Origin of the sequence: Pseudomonas frederiksbergensis, assembly GCF_003732275.1 — a bacterium.
Lineage (GTDB): Bacteria > Pseudomonadota > Gammaproteobacteria > Pseudomonadales > Pseudomonadaceae > Aquipseudomonas > Aquipseudomonas frederiksbergensis_H.
Window position 1 is genome coordinate 219,631 of the sequence record NZ_MOBM01000019.1, and the last position, 15,903, is coordinate 235,533.

The 15,903-nt window shown below is 60.9% G+C and carries 12 protein-coding genes and 1 riboswitch; of the genes, 5 read left to right on the forward strand and 7 right to left on the reverse strand.

The features are described 5' to 3' along the window. Positions 1-133: 133 nt before the first annotated feature. Entirely contained in the window at positions 134-2,023 is a 1,890-nt protein-coding gene (thiC, locus tag BK662_RS15075) for a phosphomethylpyrimidine synthase ThiC (RefSeq protein WP_123358714.1), read from the reverse strand. 166 nt (positions 2,024-2,189) lie between these two features. Then, positions 2,190-2,295: riboswitch (TPP riboswitch) on the reverse strand. A gap of 193 nt (positions 2,296-2,488) precedes the next feature. Here thiC and BK662_RS15080 point away from each other — a divergent pair. After that, complete coding sequence (locus BK662_RS15080; protein ID WP_123358715.1) at positions 2,489-3,922, forward strand: TolC family outer membrane protein; 1,434 nt, start codon at positions 2,489-2,491, stop codon at positions 3,920-3,922. A gap of 101 nt (positions 3,923-4,023) precedes the next feature. Here the strand turns inward: BK662_RS15080 and waaA are convergent, their stop codons facing one another. Both waaA and BK662_RS15090 read right to left on the reverse strand, forming a co-directional pair. Then, a complete protein-coding gene (gene waaA, locus BK662_RS15085; protein WP_123358716.1) occupies positions 4,024-5,301 on the reverse strand; it encodes a lipid IV(A) 3-deoxy-D-manno-octulosonic acid transferase in 1,278 nt (425 codons plus the stop codon). 22 nt (positions 5,302-5,323) lie between these two features. Beyond that, on the reverse strand, positions 5,324-6,214 hold the full coding sequence (locus BK662_RS15090) for a LysR family transcriptional regulator (RefSeq protein WP_123358717.1): 891 nt from the start codon (positions 6,212-6,214) through the stop codon (positions 5,324-5,326). A 102-nt stretch (positions 6,215-6,316) separates the two neighbouring features. Between BK662_RS15090 and BK662_RS15095 the strand changes: the two genes are divergently transcribed. From BK662_RS15095 to BK662_RS15115, 4 genes are all read left to right on the forward strand, one after another. Then, positions 6,317-6,649: a DMT family transporter gene (locus tag BK662_RS15095; protein ID WP_052965993.1), complete on the forward strand. Its 333-nt coding sequence runs from the start codon at positions 6,317-6,319 to the stop codon at positions 6,647-6,649. 146 nt (positions 6,650-6,795) lie between these two features. Further along, positions 6,796-7,971 (forward strand): NAD(P)/FAD-dependent oxidoreductase, encoded by a 1,176-nt coding sequence (locus tag BK662_RS15100; RefSeq protein ID WP_123358718.1) that lies wholly within the window; start codon positions 6,796-6,798, stop codon positions 7,969-7,971. Further along, entirely contained in the window at positions 7,968-8,783 is an 816-nt protein-coding gene (locus BK662_RS15105; protein ID WP_123358719.1) for an aldo/keto reductase, read from the forward strand. Before BK662_RS15100 ends, BK662_RS15105 begins: the two co-directional genes overlap by 4 nt. 294 nt (positions 8,784-9,077) lie before the next feature. Beyond that, positions 9,078-10,043 (forward strand): metal ABC transporter ATPase, encoded by a 966-nt coding sequence (locus BK662_RS15115; RefSeq protein ID WP_123358721.1) that lies wholly within the window; start codon positions 9,078-9,080, stop codon positions 10,041-10,043. Between the two features lie 152 nt (positions 10,044-10,195). Here BK662_RS15115 and hldE read toward each other — a convergent pair whose 3' ends face one another. From hldE to msbA, 4 genes are all read right to left on the reverse strand, one after another. Then, the gene (gene hldE, locus BK662_RS15120; protein ID WP_030130457.1) at positions 10,196-11,617 is read right to left on the reverse strand and encodes a bifunctional D-glycero-beta-D-manno-heptose-7-phosphate kinase/D-glycero-beta-D-manno-heptose 1-phosphate adenylyltransferase HldE; all 1,422 of its coding nucleotides are present in this window, start codon (positions 11,615-11,617) and stop codon (positions 10,196-10,198) included. A 76-nt stretch (positions 11,618-11,693) separates the two neighbouring features. After that, complete coding sequence (locus BK662_RS15125; RefSeq protein WP_123358722.1) at positions 11,694-13,115, reverse strand: PIG-L deacetylase family protein; 1,422 nt, start codon at positions 13,113-13,115, stop codon at positions 11,694-11,696. Between the two features lie 16 nt (positions 13,116-13,131). Next, a complete protein-coding gene (locus BK662_RS15130; RefSeq protein WP_123358814.1) occupies positions 13,132-14,028 on the reverse strand; it encodes a GNAT family N-acetyltransferase in 897 nt (298 codons plus the stop codon). After that, on the reverse strand, positions 14,028-15,818 hold the full coding sequence (gene msbA / locus BK662_RS15135) for a lipid A export permease/ATP-binding protein MsbA (RefSeq protein WP_123358723.1): 1,791 nt from the start codon (positions 15,816-15,818) through the stop codon (positions 14,028-14,030). Before msbA ends, BK662_RS15130 begins: the two co-directional genes overlap by 1 nt. Positions 15,819-15,903: the final 85 nt, after the last annotated feature.

Here is a 15,903-nt window from a genome sequence, read left to right on the forward strand (position 1 = left end):
ACATTTGTTGTTTTTTTGATCGCTATCGCGAGCAGGCTCGCTCCCACATTGGATCTGTGTCGTTCACAAATCCCCTGTGGGAGCGAGCCTGCTCGCGATGGCGGCGGTGAAATCACCGCCGCCGAAAGCCAGATCAAACCTTCTTGTACAACTGACTACCTTCCTGTTTGAACCGCTCAGCCTGTTCTGCCAGACCTTGCGCAACTTCCGCATCGACAGTTTCGATCCGCTGGTTGGCCGCGTATTCACGGACTTCCTGAGTGATCTTCATCGAGCAGAATTTCGGTCCGCACATGGAGCAGAAGTGCGCGACCTTGGCCGAATCCTTCGGCAGGGTTTCGTCGTGGTACGAACGCGCGGTGTCCGGGTCCAGGCCCAGGTTGAACTGGTCTTCCCAACGGAATTCGAAACGCGCCTTGCTCAAGGCATTGTCACGAATTTGCGCGCCCGGATGCCCCTTCGCAAGGTCGGCAGCGTGAGCGGCGATCTTGTAGGTGATGATCCCGGTCTTCACGTCATCCTTGTTCGGCAGGCCCAAGTGCTCCTTCGGCGTCACGTAGCAGAGCATGGCGCAACCGAACCAGCCAATCATCGCCGCACCGATACCGGAGGTGATGTGGTCGTAGCCTGGGGCGATGTCGGTGGTCAGCGGGCCGAGGGTGTAGAACGGCGCCTCGTCGCAGCACTCGAGCTGCTTGTCCATGTTCTCTTTGATCAACTGCATCGGCACGTGGCCCGGGCCTTCGATCATGCACTGTACGTCGTGCTTCCAGGCGATTTTGGTCAGCTCGCCGAGGGTTTCCAATTCACCGAATTGTGCGGCGTCGTTGGCGTCGGCAATCGAGCCCGGACGCAGGCCATCACCCAGCGAGAAGCTGACGTCGTAGGCCTTCATGATTTCGCAGATGTCTTCGAAATGGGTGTAGAGGAAGTTTTCCTTGTGGTGCGCCAGGCACCACTTGGCCATGATCGAACCGCCACGGGAAACAATGCCGGTCACGCGCTTGGCGGTCAGTGGCACATAGCGCAGCAACACACCGGCGTGGATGGTGAAGTAGTCGACGCCCTGTTCGGCCTGCTCGATCAGCGTGTCGCGGAACAGCTCCCAGGTCAGGTCTTCAGCGGCGCCGCCGACTTTTTCCAGGGCCTGGTAGATCGGCACGGTACCGATCGGCACCGGCGAGTTGCGGATGATCCATTCACGGGTTTCGTGAATGTGCTTGCCGGTGGACAAGTCCATGACCGTGTCCGAACCCCAGCGAATGCCCCAGGTCAGTTTCGCCACTTCTTCTTCGATGGACGAACCCAAGGCGCTGTTGCCGATGTTGCCGTTGATCTTCACCAGGAAGTTACGGCCGATGATCATCGGTTCCAGTTCGGTGTGGTTGATGTTGGCCGGAATGATCGCACGACCGCGGGCGATCTCTTCACGGACGAATTCCGGCGTGATGATTTTCGGCACGCTGGCGCCGAAGCTGTAGCCGGCGTGCTGCTGGTCCAGCAAGCCCGCGGCACGGGCCACTTCGAGCTTCATGTTTTCGCGGATGGCGACGTATTCCATCTCGGCGGTGATGATGCCTTTGCGCGCATAGTGCATCTGGCTGACGTTGGCCCCGGCCTTGGCGCGGCGCGGGTTGTTCACGTGGGCGAAACGCAGCTTGGTCAATTCCGCATCGGCCAGGCGTTCCTGACCAAAGTTGGAGCTCAGGCCGGGCAGACGCTCGGTGTCGCCACGGGACTCGATCCACGGTGAACGCACATCGGAGAGGCCTTTGCGCACGTCGATGATGACGTTGGGGTCGGTGTACGGGCCCGAGGTGTCATACACCACCACCGGCGCGTTGATTTCGCCGCCGAAGTCGGTCGGGGTCACGTCCAGGCTGATTTCGCGCATCGGCACGAGGATGTCCGGGCGAGTGCCCTGGACATAGATTTTTTGCGAGCGGGTAAACGGCTGAACCGATTGCTGATCGACCTTGGCCGAGTCACTCAGATTGGTTTCGATTTTTGATTTTGTAGTCATCACGGGCTCTCCAGACACACATCCAGGCAGTGGATTTTTGTCGGAGCGAACCTGTAAACGAATGGACGCACGGGCGCTGGGAAAACCAGCTGGTGCTGTGCTCGGTGCTCGAGGGGTGTTCGATTGTCGAACAACATCCCGGACGAAGCACAAGAGGACTCGCCGGGTGACGAGAAATCTTGTTCCCTACGCAGGCGCTAACCTGATCAGGTTCAACGGGATCCGAAATTATTCGATCTCAGCCTCATAGCAAGGCACCCCGACAAGAACCCGGCCAGTCTAGACACAACCGGCAAAGAACGCCAACTCCGCAGCAAACACCATGATGAATGGCGCAATTACCGGATTGTTGCCGTGCCTGCGTGCAACTACACTCGCTACGCCGTGCCGCGCCTTGACGCTGCAGGGCGCCGCGCCGTAGCCTTGGCGCTCAAATTATCAGCGTAATTTTTTAGGGATGGCCTCATGCTGCGCAAACTCTCACTGGCCCTTGCCGTGTCTTGTGCGTCCAATGGAATGGCCTGGGCAGCAGAAGCGCCCTTATCGACCAAGACTGACCTGGTCAGCGTCTATCAGGAAGCGATGGACAACAACGCCGACCTCGCCGCCGCCCGTGCCCAATACGGCGCTCAGAAGGAAGTCGTGCCCCAGGCCCGCGCCGGCCTGCTGCCGAACATTTCCGGTGGTGCCGAAGTGGCCAACGTGCGCACCTCGATCGACCAGCCTTCAGCCGTCGCTAACCGCAGCGCTCATTCGTATCAGGCAACCCTTGCGCAGCCGCTGTTCCGCGCCGATCGCTGGTTCCAGTTCCAAGCGGCCAAGGACGTCAACGAGCAAGCCGCATTGCAACTCTCGGCCACCGAGCAGAACCTGATCCTGCAAAGCGCCGAAAGCTACTTCAACGTGCTGCGCAGCCAGGACAACCTGGCCTCGACCAAGGCCGAAGAAGCGGCATTCAAGCGCCAACTCGACCAGTCCAATGAACGCTTCGATGTCGGCCTGTCGGACAAGACCGACGTGCTGCAATCACAGGCCAGCTACGACACCGCGCGGGCCAACCGGATTCTGGCCCAGCGTCAGGTGGATGATGCGTTTGAAGCCTTGATCACCCTGACCAACCGACAGTACAACTCGATCCAGGGCATCGTCCACACCTTGCCGATCCTGCCGCCAGCGCCGAACGACGCCAAGGCCTGGGTCGACACCGCCGCCAGACAGAACCTGAATTTGCTGGCCAGCAACTACGCGGTCAGCGCCGCCGAAGAAACCCTCAAGCAACGCAAGGCCGGTCACGCACCGACGCTGGATGCGGTGGCGAAGTATGAGAAAGGCGACAACGATGCCTTGGGTTTCAGCAACCCGAATTCGTTTGGAACGCCGTATGGCGGCAACGTCGAGCAACGTACGCTCGCCTTGCAGCTGAATATTCCGATCTACAGCGGCGGCCTGACCAGCTCCCAGGTGCGCGAGTCTTACTCCCGTCTGGACCAGACCGAACAACAACGTGAAGGCCTGCGTCGCCAAGTGGTGGAAAACACCCGCAACCTGCACCGCGCCGTGAACACCGACGTCGAGCAGGTGCAGGCCCGTCGGCAGTCGATCATCTCCAACCAGAGCGCGGTGGAAGCAACCGAAATCGGCTATCAGGTGGGGACGCGCAACATCGTTGACGTGCTCGATGCCCAGCGTCAGCTGTACACCTCGGTGCGCAACTACAACAACACCCGCTACGACTACATCCTCGACAACCTGCGCTTGAAGCAAGCCGCCGGCACCTTGAACCCGGGGGATTTGCAGGACCTGACGCGCTATCTCAAAGCCGACTACAACCCGGACAAGGACTTCCTGCCGCCGGATCTGGCCAAGGCTGCGGCGGAACAGCTCAAAGCCAGACCTTAAAAGCAAAAGATCGCAGCCTTCGGCAGCTCCTACATTGGGATTGATGTACACCCTGTAGGAGTTGCCGAAGGCTGCGATCTTTTTGTTTCAGGCAACTCGGTCTAACGCTCGATCAACCGCCCCAACCCATCCAGCAACCGCTGCAACGCGCCCTGATTGGTGCGCATCACTTTCAGCCCCGCCTCTGCCATCCGCTGCGCATCGCTCGGCAATTCGAACAGCCGCTGCACCGCCAGCGCCAGACCTTCGGCATCATCGACCTCGGCCAACGCCCCGGCACTGCGCAACTGCGCGGCGATTTCGAGGAAGTTGAACAGGTGCGGCCCACTGAGCACCGGTTTGGCCAGGGCCGCCGGCTCCAGCAGGTTATGACCGCCGTTCGGCACCAGGCTGCCACCGACGAACGCGCTATCGGCCAAGGCGTAGAGAAACAGCAACTCGCCCATGGTGTCGCCCAACAGCACCGAAGTGCTGGCGGTAACCGGCTCGCCCGTCGAACGCCGCACCGTGGTGAAACCCTGCTGCCGGCACAACTCGAACACCGGGTTGAAACGCTCCGGATGACGCGGCACCAGAATCAGCAAGGCCTCAGGATGATTGGCCAGCAGCCGACGATGAGCAGCCAGCACCACGTCGTCTTCGCCTTCATGCGTACTCGCGGCGATCCACACAGGACGATCCTGTGCCTGCCACTGCGCACGCAATTCGCCGGCACGCTGCAGCAGTTGCGGGTCGATGGTCAGGTCGAACTTGATCGAACCGGTCACTTCGACGGTTTCCGGGCGCGCGCCCAAATCCCGGAAGCGCTGCGCCTCGGCTTCGGTCTGCACCGCGAACAGGCTCATCTCGGCGAGCATCGGCCGGGTCAGTTTATGAAAGCGGCCATAGCCTTTGGCTGAGCGTTCAGACAGTCGCGCATTGGCCAGGGCCACGGGAATTCCGCGTTTGGCGCATTGATGGATATGGTTGGGCCAGAGCTCGGTTTCCATGATCACCGCCAGTTTCGGTCGAGCCCGATCAAGGAATCGCTTTGCTGCGCAAGGCAAGTCATAAGGCAAATAGCAGTGCTGGATGCGCGGCTCGTTGGCGAACAGTGCCTGAATGCGCTCAGACCCGGTTGGGGTCATGCAGGTGACGGTGATCGGCAGCGTCGGATACCGTTGCAGCAAAGCACGGATCATCGGCGCCGCGGCGATGCTTTCGCCCACCGACACCGCGTGTACCCAGAGGCCGCCCGGCTTCATCGTCGGCAGCGCCAGAGAGAAACGTTCGCCAATGCGTTTGGCGTACGCCGGCGCCTTGCGCGCCCGCAGCCAGAGCCGAATAGCTACCAATGGCAGCCCCAGGTAAAACAGCGCGGTGTAGAGAGTTCTATTCATGGCGGCGGAGTTTATCGGTTTTTTAGCTGATCGCCTGCAAATGCACGGCAAAACGTTCCGCCAGCCAACGGGCCGCCGGGCCGAGGGGCTCATCGCGACGCCAGACCAACTCCACAATCAATGCCGGCGGCGTCCATTCGCTGGCCAGCTCGACCATCTGATCCTGATATGCCGGGTACTGCACCACATGTCGCGGCAACCAGGCCCAGCCAAGACCACGCATCACCCATTCGGCCATCACGTAAAAACTGTCGGCGCGCCAGACCAGCGGGCTGGCTGGCTCACTCCCGGGGTAAACGCTGGACTGCGTGGACATCAGCAACTGTCGATGCTGCGCCAACTGCTGACAATCGACCTGCGCCTGCTTCGCCAAGGGATGCCCCGCGCCGCACACCGTGACCATTTCGATGCTGCCCAGCACTCGCCGCTCGAGGGCTTCGGGAATCTGATCGTGATAAAACAGCAAGCCCAGGTCGGCCCGACGCTCCACCAGTTTGCGCGCGACATCACCCTGCGCGGCGCTAGTCAGCTGCACCTCAAGGGTGGGAAACTTTTCCGCCAGAGCCTCGAAACTCTCAACGACGGCTTGATAGGGCATCGCCTCGTCTTGAGCCACCCGCAGGCTCGCTTCCTGGCCGCGCATCATCGCCAGCGCCCGGCCATTGAGGCGCTCGCATTGGCGCAGCACTTCCCGCGCCTCTTCAAGCAAGGCGGTGCCGGCTTCGGTGAGTTTCGGCTGACGACCACTGCTGCGATCGAACAGGCTGACACCCAAGTCCTCTTCCAGCAGGGCAATCGAACTGCTGACCGCCGACTGCGCCTTGCGCTGATCCCGCGCCACCGCAGAAAACGAACGCTGTTCCGCTACGCTGACAAACAAGCGCAGCTGTTCCAGATTCCATTGCATGTTCATGGCTCAACCCATCTCCAGAGCAGATAGGTAATGACTTTACCGCATCTGGCGAGTCTCTAGAATGCCGACCTCAGAAGCAACACTTCACACGAGGATTGACCCATGACCGCTTACTACTACCTGGCCATTGCTATCTGCGCCGAAGTAATCGCTACCGTTTCGATGAAAGCGGTCAAAGGTTTCAGCACGCCACTGCCGCTGCTGCTGGTCATCGTCGGTTACGGTATTGCTTTCGGGATGCTGACCCTGGTGGTGCGCAGCGTACCGGTGGGGGTGGCCTACGCGGTGTGGGCCGGCATGGGCATCGTGATGGTCAGCGTCGCGGCACTGTTTATCTACGGGCAGAAGCTGGATGTGCCGGCAATGCTGGGGATGGCGCTGATTGTGCTGGGCGTTGTGGTTATTCAGTTGTTCTCGAAGACTGCGGGGCATTAAAAGAAAAGATCGCAGCCTTCGGCAGCTCCTACAGGTGTACACATAACCCTGTAGGAGCTGCCGAAGGCTGCGATCTTTTTTCACGTCTTAGCTCCGATCCACGAGTCTGTATACTGCGCCCTCGTCTTGAACACTGAGGTCGCTGCATGCCATCCGTTATTTCCACCGACGTTCTGATTGTCGGCGCTGGTGTCGCCGGCCTCTGGCTGAATGCGCGCCTGCGCCGCCAGGGCTTTTCAACCGTGCTGGTGGAAAGCGCCAGCCTCGGTGGCGGGCAGAGCCTGAAGTCCCAGGGCATCATCCACGGCGGCGCCAAGTACGCGCTGCACGGTGCCCTGACCGGCGCCTCGGAAGCCATCGCCGACATGCCGCGTCGCTGGCGTGAAGCGCTGGCCGGCGACGGCGAACTGGACCTGTCCGGCGTGCGCGTGTTGTCCGATGCCCATTACCTCTGGTCCCCCGGCACCCTCGCCGGCAACCTCACCAGTTTTTTCGCCAGCAAGGCCGTGCGCGGGCGGGTCGATCAGGTTAAAGGCGATCAATTGCCGCCGGCGCTGCAAGACAAGCGCTTCAAGGGCAAGGTCTATCGCCTGACGGAACTGGTGGTCGACGTGCCGAGCCTGATCCAGCGCCTGGCCGATCTGGCTGGCGACGGTCTGCTGGCCGGTCAGCACATCGAACCGCTGCTGGAAAACGGCGAACTGGTCGGCTTGAAAATCGACGAACGTGAGATCCGCGCCCAGCGCATCATTCTCAGCGCCGGTGCCGGCACTGCCGACCTGCTCACGGCGCTGGGCCTGAGTCAACCGGCCATGCAGCGTCGTCCCCTGCACATGATCATCGTCAAAGGCCCGGGCCTCAAACCGCTGTACGCCCATTGCCTGGGCGGCGGGCCGAAGCCGCGCGTCACCGTGACCACTCACCCGGCCGCCGATGGCCAGTGGGTCTGGTACGTGGGAGGCGACATCGCCGAAGCCGAAGGTGTGGCCCGCGAGCCTGCGGCGCAGATCGCCAGCGCGCAAAAAGAACTCGGTAACCTGCTGCCGTGGATCGACTTGAGTACCGCACAGTGGGCGACCTTGCGGGTCGAACGCGCGGAGCCGCTGCAATCGGGCCTGACTCGCCCGGACAATGCCTTCCTCGCCGAGCAGAATCGTCTGCTGGTGGGTTGGCCGACCAAATTGGCCCTGGCGCCGGACTTCGCTGACCGTGTCATCGCTTCGCTGCAGCGCGACGGCATCCAGCCGAGCCATCCGGCGCCGCTGCCGGAACTGCCGAAACCGCCGATGGGCGTCCCTGCCTGGGAGCAACTGCTGCCATGAGCCAACCGACCCTGCACGATCTGCATCGCCCTTTGGGGAGCACCGGCCTGCTGGTTTCGCCCCTGGGTCTGGGCACGGTGAAACTCGGCCGCGATCAAGGGGTGAAATACCCCAACGGTTTCCAGATCCCCAGCGATGACGAAGCGCGCATGCTACTCAAACTCGCGCGCGATTTGGGCATCAACCTGATCGACACTGCGCCGGCCTATGGCCGCAGCGAAGAGCGTCTCGGCCCGTTGCTGCGTGGTCAACGTCAGGATTGGGTGATCGTCAGCAAGGTTGGCGAAGAGTTTGCCGACGGCCAATCGCACCACGACTTCAGCGCCGCCCACACTCGCCTGTCGGTGGAACGCAGCCTGCAACGTCTGGAAACGGATGTTATCGATCTGGTGCTGGTGCATTCCGACGGCAACGACCTGGCAATCCTCAATGACAGCGAGGTCTATGCGACCCTTGCCGAGCTCAAGCGCGAAGGCAAGATTCGCGGTTTCGGTTTTTCCGGCAAAACCGTCGAAGGCGGCTTGAAGGCTCTGGAACAAGGTGATTGCGCGATGGTCACCTACAATCTGAACGATCAGAACGAGAAGCCGGTCATTGACTATGCTGCTGCTCACGGCAAAGCGATCCTGGTCAAAAAAGCCCTGGCCAGCGGCCATGTGTGCTTGAGCCCGGGCGTGGACCCGGTGCGCGCCAGCTTCGAGTTGTTGTTTGAACACCCGGGTGTGGCCAGTGCTATTGTCGGGACCATCAATCCGCTGCACCTCGCCCACAACGTCGCGACCGTTGCCCAGGTCCTTCATAGGGTCTGTTGACGTTTGGTGACGACCGCGACGCCGGCCCATTTGGCGCAGGGCAAGGCGCGAGGAACGTGGTTTGGTTGTTCCAAATAAGTTCCGAGCAACGCAGCCCTGCGCCAAATGGGCCACGTCCCTTCGGGTTGCGCGCCAAAGAGCGCGAGGCTGCGTTGCGGGATTTGCCAAGGGAACAACCATGGGCGGCATCCCGCGCCTTGCCTCGCGCTCTTTGGCGCGCAACGCGGTTCGCCACCAAACGTCAACAGACCCTAGCCATTGATGCCGCCCACGCGGCCTTAAGCAGGAGCCGACATGCCGCGTACGCTGATAAGAAAGAACCCGAGCAACTTCAAGACCCTGCCGTTATTCGTCGAAGCGACGCCCGAAGGCCTGAGTTACCAGAGCGTCGGGATGCCGTTGAATTTCTCCCAGACTTTGCAACGCCGCCGTCCGGTAACGGTGCCCGACACCGAGCGGTTCGCCCTGGAACTGGCGAACCTTGGGGTTTCGGTGCGCCTAACCCTGCATTGGCAGAATCGCGATTACTGGGTGTTGGTGCGTCAGCGCCGGCAGGACCGCGGCGATGTGGTGCTCAAGCTGATCTCGGGTTACGTGCCGGCCCATGAGCTGAATCTGCCGCTGCACACGGCGACCCAGGAAATTGCCGAAGAGTGCCTGCTGGAAACCCCGGAGGGCTGGCTCAGCGGGCGTTTCAACGACACCTGGCTGCCGGCACCCTACTCGTCCGCCCTGCATTACCGCGAAGCCCTGCCGTTTCGCCTGACGCCGCTGTCCGGCTCGGCGCGGCCGGTGCGCTGCGCCAACATGCCGCTGATCGAACGGCCGAGGGCCTATGTGCATTTGCCGACCGCATCACTGCAATTGATCTACGACTTGCGCCTGGATGTGCCCAAGGAAGCCAAATCCCTGAGCCTGTTCCATGTGGACGAACGGCTGGAGGGCGATCAATTGGTGGCCCGGCTCGATCGCAAACGTCCCGATTTGTATTTGATGCCCCTGCAGGACGGCCTGCCGATGGCCGAGCTGTATACCTTGAAAAAGGATCAGCTGTACCCGGCGAGTACCCGCGGGCTGTATCTGGCGGAGAGTTTTGCCCGGCAGGAAGGATGGCTGGTGAAGGATGAGCGGATTCGCTGGAAAGACTGGGTACGGCAACAGGGTCTGAGCCCGCCGGGGAAGGATTCAGGCTTAGCCCGCTTGCACGGAAAAGCAAAGCAATTGCTGAAAAGAATCGTGCCGCGCAAGGCCGCACGATAAAGAAACCTGTGGCGAGGGAGCTTGCTCCCGCTCGGCTGCGCAGCAGTCGTAAAACTCGCGACGTGATCTATCTGAAAACCGCGGCCTATGGCTTTGGGGCCGCTTCGCGACCCAGCGGGAGCAAGCTCCCTCGCCACACTAACCGCGCCGTTTCAGTGATTGCGAATCTTCTCGACAATCGCCGTGGTCGAGCTGTTTTCCACCAGCCCCAGCACTTTCACGGTCCCGCCGTAAGCAGTGACGATGTCCGCACCGACCACCTGGTCGATCCCGTAATCACCGCCCTTGACCAACACATCCGGCTTGACCTCGCGCAGCAGGTTTTCCGGGGTGCCTTCAGCGAAGCTGATTACCCAGTCCACGGCGCCCAGACCGGCCAGTACGGCCATGCGGCGGTCGACGCTATTGATCGGCCGACCCGGCCCTTTCAAGCGACTTACCGACGCATCGTCGTTGACCGCCACGATCAGACGATCACCCTGAGCCCGCGCCTGTTCGAGATAGGTCACGTGGCCGGCATGCAGGATATCGAAGCAGCCATTGGTGAACACAATCTTCTCGTTGTGTGCACGTGCGTCGTCGACGGCCAGCAACAGCTGCTCCAGCCCCAATACACCACGCTCGGAACCTTCTTCACGCTGAATCGCGCGACGCAGTTCCGGCGCGCTAATGGCTGCGGTACCGAGCTTGCCGACCACGATGCCCGCCGCCAGGTTGGCCAAGGCCACCGCGTGCGGCAGTTCTTCGCCAGCGGCGATTGCTGCCGCCAGGGTAGAAATCACCGTGTCACCGGCGCCAGTCACGTCGAACACTTCACGGGCACGGGCCGGCAGGTGCAGTGCCGGATGATCCGGGCGCAGCAAGGTCATGCCATGTTCGCCACGGGTCACCAGCAAGGCGCCGAGGTCGAGGTCGTGCATCAGCTGCGCGCCCTTGCTCACCAGCTCGTGCTCATCGGCGCAACCACCGACGATGGTTTCGAACTCGCTGAGGTTCGGGGTGATCAAGCTCGCGCCGCGGTAAATCGAGAAGTCCTTGCCCTTGGGATCAGCCAGCACCGGAATGCCACGGGCACGGGCGGCCTGGATCAGCACCTGATGATTTTTCAGCGCGCCTTTGCCATAGTCGGACAACACCAGCACCTTGATGCCTTCGAGCAGTTCGTCGACTTGCTCGCCCAGCGCCAGGGCGTCGGTGGAGAAAGGTTCTTCGAAGTCGATGCGCAGCAATTGCTGGTGGCGGCTCATTACCCGCAGCTTGACGATGGTCGGCTGGTGCGCGATACGCTGGAACAACGCCCGCACGCCGGCACCCTTGAGGCTATTGACCAAACTGTCAGCCGCTTCGTCGTCGCCGGTCACGCCAACCAGCGAGGCCGGAGCACCCAGCGCGGCAATGTTCAGGGCAACGTTGGCGGCACCGCCCGGGCGGTCCTCGATTTGCTCGACTTTGACTACCGGTACCGGCGCCTCAGGGGAAATCCGTGAGGTACCACCATGCCAGTAACGGTCGAGCATGACATCACCGACCACCAGGACAGGGGCCTGATCGAATCGTGGCATGGATAACTTCATGGAAACTCCAGGGGCAATAAAAGCGTCGCGGATAATAACATAGCGAAAGAGTACGGCCGCATGCGAGCAAAGAGGTTCAGCGGCGGTCATCCTGTGGAGGGACATCCAGCGGACGCACCCAGAAAAGTTCGTGTCGGCGCACCGCTTTACGGAAGAACTCGTCTTCACCGGTGCGGGGCCAGCGACGCCCGGCCAATAACCGCTGAATCACCCGACGCAAACGTCTTTTGAGCGGTGGACGGCCCTGCAAGTCGTGCTGCATGCCCAAGGCCATGGCTTTGTCCATGCGGGTTGGCGCGTCCAGCAACGGGCTCCATATCCCATCAGCAGGCAATGGCTCGATGGTCGGCGGCAGAGCAGTGCCATAATCCGCCGGGCCCATCGGCCAGCGGTCATTGTCATGCAGGTGATTGGCATAGAGCAGCAGAGTTCGCGGGCGCCAGGCACTGAGTTCAATCGCCTCCATCAAGGCGCGCGTGCTGGCGACATGATCGCTATGGGGATCCAGTTCGGGATGGGGCGTCAGTACCGCGTCGGGACGGTGATGCTCAAGCAGACGCGCCAGATCAGCCACCAGGTTGCGCCAATGGGGCTGACCATCGACGTCACCCGGCAGGCTCAGGGCATTGTGCCGACGCACGTCGCGTATATCGCTCTCACCCGACTCCCGGGAACCGAAGCTTTGTTCCGGCTGCTGCGCCATCGCATTCAGTTGCAAGCAGTAGTAGCCCAATTGCACACATTGTTGTTGCGGCACCCCGCCCCACAGCGGCACTGCCAGGCTGTCCCAACTGCGCAGGCGCCCCTTGAGTCGGGCGGCCTGAGCGCTGTCGAGGCCCATATCGTGGTAGTTTTCGGCCTCAATCTCGCCTTGGGTCAGTGTGACGATAGCCACCTCGGACGCCCGGCTATAGAGACCGAAAGCCGCCAGTTCAGCATCATCGGCATGGGGGGCGATGATGAGTAGACGCTGCTGGCCAAAATCCGGATGACTCAGGGCGTGCAAAGTCGCCTGCGGCGCCAGGCTGCAAAAGCGTCCACGTAATGTCAGGGTCCCGGCAGCCAGCGCCGAGCCTTGCCCGGACAGATTGAGAAAACGCTCTCCCGCAACACCGCGCTCCAGGTCCTGACGGTCGTCACCGATCCATACCTGAGGGTCAAGAAAGCGCCCCAGCCAATGGCTCTTGACCCGCACCTGCAAAACCAGGGTTTGCGCCACGCCAAAGTCACCCCTCACCTGTAAGACACCATTGACCAGGGTGGTGGGGAATTGCGGCGTACCCGCCGGGAAGTCGTAGCGATAATCGTCGCTTGGGGCATAGAACAAATGGTCGGCGAACCAGGCTTCATGAGCGACCCAGCCCAGCAGCACGAGCAGCGGCAACGGCCACCACGCGACAAAAATGCCAAATAGTAATGCAGCCAACAACGCACCGATCAGCACCACGCGCTTGCGTTGGCGATGGCGTTTAAGCAATTGTTGCTTGCGTGCGCTCATGACTGCCTGTCCTCGCTCAAACCCGGTAGACCGGAACCCGGTGACACCAGCGATCCTTGTATTCACGATCGGCGCGGCCGAACGAGTAACGCAGCGGCTTGCCCACGGCGCGGGCCTGCTCCCATGCGGCTTGGGTGTTGACGAAACTGAGTACGCTGCCAGGGCTGAACTCGCGGTTTTGCGGGTCGACACCGCCGTTAATGTATTCCAGGCTGACCCACTTGGGCGCCTCGACCCGGTACAGAATCTGGATCGCCACCGGCTCGTCGTTCAGGTAGATCAAGGAGCCGGTCATGAACTCACGCAACAGGCTGAACACTTCAGAAAGACGCGCCTTGCCCGGTGCTTCAAAGTTCCAGCGGCGCTGGAACAGGTCGGCATAGATGGTCGCCTGTTCGCTGGCGCTCAGCTCCAGCATCGGTCGGATGATGCCGCCCGCCTCTTCAAGCAAACGCTGTTCACGACGCTGGTTGTAGCGAAACTTCTTGCTGTAGTCCTCTGGTTCACGAGCCAGCGCCAGGCCTTCAGGTTGCTCCGCGAGACCGGTGATGTTTGGGGCATTGAGTTCGGACACATAACGCGCGTGATGCCGCATGCGAACCTGAGCATCTTCGGCAACCGGCAGGATGATCTCGGCATTGCCGAGATCGAGCAGGCCACGTTTGCCTTCACGCTTGAGCACTTCCTTGGACAAGGCCACATGACGGCCCCAGGTCGGCATCGCGGCGCACAGTTCACCGTCGACGAACCAACCCAGATAACGCACCGGGATGCCTACCAGCCCTGCCAGACGCTCAACCACTTCGGGATGAGTCGCCACGCTGCCGCCAAACTGTTGCCAGGCCTGGGTATAAGCCGTTGCATCGATGGGCGCCCAGCCGCTTTCTCTCCAGGCTCGCCAGTAACTCAAAATCAAACGTGGGACTCCGTCATCGCCTCGTCGGTGCTTTCGACGAAATCCTTCTCGTGCAGGCGTGCATAGAGACCGTTCAACGCCAACAACTCGGCGTGGGTGCCGCGTTCGACGATGCGGCCCTGGTCCATCAACAGGATCAGGTCAGCCTTCTCGATGGTCGACAAGCGGTGAGCGATCACCAGCGTGGTACGGCCCTTCATTACTTGTTCCAGAGCCGCCTGAATATGCCGCTCGGATTCGGTGTCGAGGGCCGAGGTGGCCTCATCGAGGATCAACAATGGCGCATTCTTGAGCAGTGCCCGGGCAATCGCCAGACGCTGGCGCTGACCGCCGGAAAGCAGCACGCCGTTTTCGCCCACAAGGGTGTCGTAGCCTTGAGGCATTTGGTCGATGAACTCGGCGGCGTAGGCATCTTCGGCCGCCTTGCGCACGTCTTCGAAGGGTGCGCCAGCAAGGTCGCCGTAGGCGATGTTGTTCGAAACACTGTCGTTGAACAGGGTGACCTGTTGGGTCACAAGGGCAATGTGACGACGCAAGTTGGTCAGCTTGTATTCCTCGACATCCATACCATCGAGCAGGATCTGGCCCTTGTCGTGGTGATAGAAACGCGGAATCAGGTTGGCCAAGGTCGATTTGCCGCTGCCTGAACGCCCCACAAGAGCGACCATCTGGCCCTCTTCGGCGGTAAAGGAAATATCGTTGAGCACGATTTTCTCGGTGCCCGGGTACTGGAAGCTCAGGTTACGCACTTCCAGGCGACCGTTGACGCGCACCATCTCCTTGGTGCCAGTATCGACTTCCGGTACTTCGTCGAGTTGCTCGAAGATGCTCTCCGCACCGGCCAATCCCTTCTGGATCGTGGCGCTGACTTCCGACAACTGACGAATCGGCTTGGGTAACAAACCGGCGGCGGTGATGTAGGCAACCAGTTCGCCAGCGGAGGCATCGCCGCGAAGGTAAAGCACCAGATACATCAACACAGCCATGCCAACGTAAATCACCAGTTGCAGCATCGGCGTGTAGATCGACTGGGTACGGGTCATGCCCAGGCTGCGGTTCATGTTATCGGCGCTAGCCTTGTGGAACCGATCGATTTCGTAGGTCTCACCGCCAAAGCTGCGAACCACGCGATAGCCCTGGATCGTCTCCGAAGCCACATGGGTCACATCGCCCATCGCCACCTGGATTTTCTTGCTTTGCTTGCGAAATTTTTTGCTGGCGCTACTCACCAGAATCGCGATGACCGGCAGGATCGCCAGCAATACCAGAGTCATTTTCCAGTTGCTGTACAGCAGGTAAGCGAACAGGAACACCACCGTCAGGCCTTCGCGGATCACCACTTTGATCGCATCGGTGGCGGCGCCGGTGACCATGGTCACGTTATAGGTAATGCGGGAAATAAGATGACCGGAGTTATGGTTGTCGAAGTAGCGGTTAGGCAAGGTCAACAGGTTGTCGAACAAGGCGCAACGCAGGTCGTGGACCACGCCACGGGCAACCTTGGCCAGGTAATAGTTGCCCAGAAATGAGCCGATCCCCTGGTAGACCGCAATCAGCACAATCAACAACGGTACGCCGAGCACCAGCGAGACACCCAGGAACTTGGTGTCATCGGGTTTCTGCAAGGCGTCGAGAAAATGCTTGAGCATGTCCGCCAGCATCGGCTGGCTAGATGCGAATAGCACGAAGCCGACAATACTGATGGCGAAAGCGCCCCAGTACGGGAGCACGTATTTCAGCAACCGCAGGTAAATCTTCATGCTTGATTGCTGGTCGGAATTGGCCATTCGGCGCGCCTCGTACGTTTGAAAAAGACAGACAACCTGTGGATTGTAACAGCGAACGAATTACAACATCGGCTCAGCCAGGACG